Raw genomic sequence first — 3,353 nt, 5'->3', positions numbered from 1 at the left:
TCTCCGGGGTCGGTGGCGACCTCGGTCGGGACCACCATGACGTCGTCGATCCGCACCAGCCACGTGTCCCGGTACGCCGACCAGCGCGCGGTGTAGAACCGCTGCTCGGTCGTCTCGGTCTGCCCGAACTGCCGGTGGGTGAACTCGTCGATCGCGCGCGAGGCGGCGGAGACGGCCACCGCCAGCTCGTCGCCGTCCACCGTGTCGTCGCCACGCACGTACTCGGCCAGCTCCGCCGCGCTGGCGTAATCAGGCTGCCACGCCATCTCCGCTCACCTCCTCACCGCTGCCGCTGCCGTGCCCGAACCTCGACCTCGGGCACCATCCCGTCTTCCGTGGGCACCATCCACAGCGGACGGCGCGCCCCGGCCGGCCCCTCGACGACCGGGGCGACGCCGTCCTTGCGCCCGCTCTCCTCGGGCGCGCTGTGGGCGGCCGGCGCTGCACCCGCGCCCGGTCCGCCGTCCTCCGGCCCCGCCGCCACGACGCCGTCGGACTCCAGCTGCGCAATCACCTCGTCGCGCGACAGCTCCGCCCACGCCTCGACGGGCGAGCCGGTGAGCGCGGCGGCGTAGGTGCGCCACGCCGCCGCTCCCGAGCCCGGCCCGCTCGTCGGCGGCCGCTCCAGCTCCTCGCTCACCGAGATCACGCCGCGTTGTCGTAGGTGATCTTGCGGACGCCGTCCGTGCGGGTGCAGGCCAGCGCCTTGTAGCCCCACACGGCAACGTCGACGAACGCCACGCGGTACTGGAAGTCGAGCCGCTGCGGGTTCGAGGCCCAGCCGTGGACGTCCTCCCGGTTGAACAGGTAGGAGTCGTTCGCGGCGCCGTCGACGAACGGCAGCGCCCACGCCGGAACGCCGGCCAAACCGCCGATCGACAGGGAGCCGAAGAACTGGCCCATCGTGCCGTCGGCGTTGGTCGCGCCGAGCACGGGGAACAGCGGCCGACCGTCGGCATCCTTCGCCGCGGCCAGCGCGGTGTAGAGCCCCTGCTCCAGCTTGAAATCACGGAACCGGAACCCGCCACGGCTGAAGTGCAGCGCGGCCAGCGCCTCCTTCACTTCCTGCGCCAGCGCGGTGTCGACGGCACCGGCGGTGAGCGTCACGGTGGTGACGGTCAGGCTCTCCAGCAGCGCCGCGGAAGCCTCCTCCAGCGCCTCGTTGTACTCGCGCACCATCTGCCGCCACAGGATCGTGGACAGCTGCGGGTTCCCGCCCTGGTCCCACGCCTCCCGGGTCACCTCGACCTTGCCCGACACCGCCGATGGCGTAATGGTCTGCGTGGTCGTGCTGAACGCGCCCGGCGTCGGCTCGGTGCCCTCGGTGTGGTTGTTCACCAGGTTCGAGGCGGACTGGAACTTGGGCAGCACGAACGGCGTGTTGTCGTCGATCGTGCCCTTGCGGATCGCGTCCCAGATCGGCGTCGGGTACTCCAGCTGGTCCACGTACAGATCCGGCCGGTTGATGTCCGGGTTCAGCGCCTTGACGCCAGCCTGGTTCACCGCGAAGTCGGCGCCGCCGGGGAACGCGAAGTTCTCCTGGATCCACTGCTCCGCGCGCTTCAGCGCCTCGTGGTCGCCCTTCGCGCCCGCGATGATGTCGGTGGAGAAGTCGTGCTTGCCGCGGGAGCCGTCGAACCGGTACAGCGATTCCTCGGTGACCGAGAACCGCGCCTTGGGGCGAGTCGGGTCGACGATCGCGGGTCCCTCGCTGCCGTTCTGCTGGACCTCGACCAGCGTCGAGATCGCCTCGGCGAGCGTGCCGGTGTTCTTCGTGAACGCCTCGACTGCGGCGGTGAACGCGGCGGTGGTCGCCGCGTCCGGCCCGGCGACCGCGGTTCCCTGCTGCCCCTGCGGGCCGTCGGGCTTGTCCGTCATCGTGCTGTCCTTCCGTGATGCCTTGACGCCCGACACCCGGGCGTCGTCGAATGCGGGGAACGCGGTCAGCGCCACGCCGGCCAGCCGCGCGTCGGACACCAGCCGCACCATGTCGTCGTTCGGGTCGGCGCCCCAGCTGGACCCGTCCTCGTTGAACTCGGCCTCGATGCTGAACCCGTCCAGCACCTTGTCGTCGGCCTTCATCAATGCCTTGTCGCCGTCCTCGCCGCGGGCGATCTTGAACGTGCCCTCCAGGCCCTTGTCCGTGGATTCGAGCTTCACGGCGTAGCCGATGGCCTCGGAACGGTTGTGGTCGAGGTTGAGCTTCACCCGGCTGGTGTCCGACCAGGACAGGCTGTCCTTGGAGAACCGGTACTTCGCCCAGCCCGAGCGTGCGACCTTGTTCCACGGCACGAGCAGCCCGGAGACGGTGCGCTTCTCGACGTCGACGCGGAAGTTCGCATCGGCAACGGGAATCGCGAACGCGATCACGTCGTGGTTGCTGTCCTCGGCGAACTGCGCGCTCGTCGCGGTCCGGGTCATCCCGGCCTCCTCGGTGGTCTGCGGCTGGCCCTGATCAGCCGCGGGTGTCTGTTGCTGGCGCGGAGAAACCTCGACCGGAATGGCGGGCAGCCCCTCCATCTCGCGCACCTCCGGCACGGTGAGCACGCGCGTGGTGAGCCCGGTCTGGTAGGTGTTCCACCGCTCGGTCGCGTTGGCCTTCAGGTAGTCGTCCAGGTTGAACTCGACCTTTTGACCGCGGCGGGTGACGTCGTTCATCGACAGCCGGTCGGTCACGGCCCGCATGTACATGGCCAGCACGTCGTTGATCCGGTCGCGCCGCCGGTCGGTCGCGTTCGCGTACGTGCGCGACGTCGTCGACACCTGCAGGTCTTCGGCGTCCAGACCGAGCGCGTTCGCGATCTCGATCGTCGCTTCCTTCTTCAGCTCGACCAGCTGCAGCTCGGCCGGCGTGGGCGCGTTGACGGTCTGGTACTTCAGGGCGGCCGGCACGTAGGCGGTAGCCCGCTCGCGCCGCGCGGCCTCCCAGTCGTCCAGGATCTCCTCGACCTCGTCGTCTTCGATCGGGTCCGCGTTCTCAGCCGGGGTGAAGTAGTCCTGCGGCCGCGGGTCGCTGGCGTACATCGACGACGCCCGGTCGAACAGGATCGCGCGCCGGATCGCCCGCGCCGCCGCGCCGAGGAGGGGCGGATTCGGCGAGTCGAACCGGATCATGTCCTGTCCCGGCACCGGCTGGCCGTTGACCCACACCACACCGCCGGGAAGCTGCTGCCCAGACGGCAGCGTGCGCAGCTGGCGTGCGCCCGGTGGCGGGTTCAGCGACACCGTCTTGACGTCGACGTGCACCGCCGAGCGCGGGAACCCGTCGGCGAGCCGGTCGGTGATCTGCCACCAGGAGATCGCATCGAACACGAGATCTTCGACCGTCTGCGCCAGGGTGACGACGTTCGCCA

At 70.1% G+C, this 3,353-nt stretch carries 3 protein-coding genes; all 3 read right to left on the bottom strand.

The window, feature by feature from the left end; all coding sequences use genetic code 11:
- The coding region (locus FPZ41_RS45730; RefSeq protein ID WP_228023456.1) for a hypothetical protein at window positions 1-266 on the bottom strand (266 nt) is incomplete at its 3' end.
- A 14-nt stretch (window positions 267-280) separates the two neighbouring features.
- A complete protein-coding gene (locus FPZ41_RS45725; protein WP_152870730.1) occupies window positions 281-649 on the bottom strand; it encodes a hypothetical protein in 369 nt (122 codons plus the stop codon).
- Window positions 646-3,353 (bottom strand): phage portal protein (locus FPZ41_RS45720; protein ID WP_152870728.1); only part of this gene is annotated, 2,708 nt, incomplete at its 5' end. The genes FPZ41_RS45725 and FPZ41_RS45720, both read right to left, overlap by 4 nt.

The sequence above is a fragment of the Streptomyces acidicola genome (genome assembly GCF_009377235.1).
GTDB classification, from domain to species: domain Bacteria; phylum Actinomycetota; class Actinomycetes; order Streptomycetales; family Streptomycetaceae; genus Streptomyces; species Streptomyces acidicola.
Note: the sequence above shows the minus strand (reverse complement) of the source record. Positions and strands in the feature narration are given on the sequence as shown.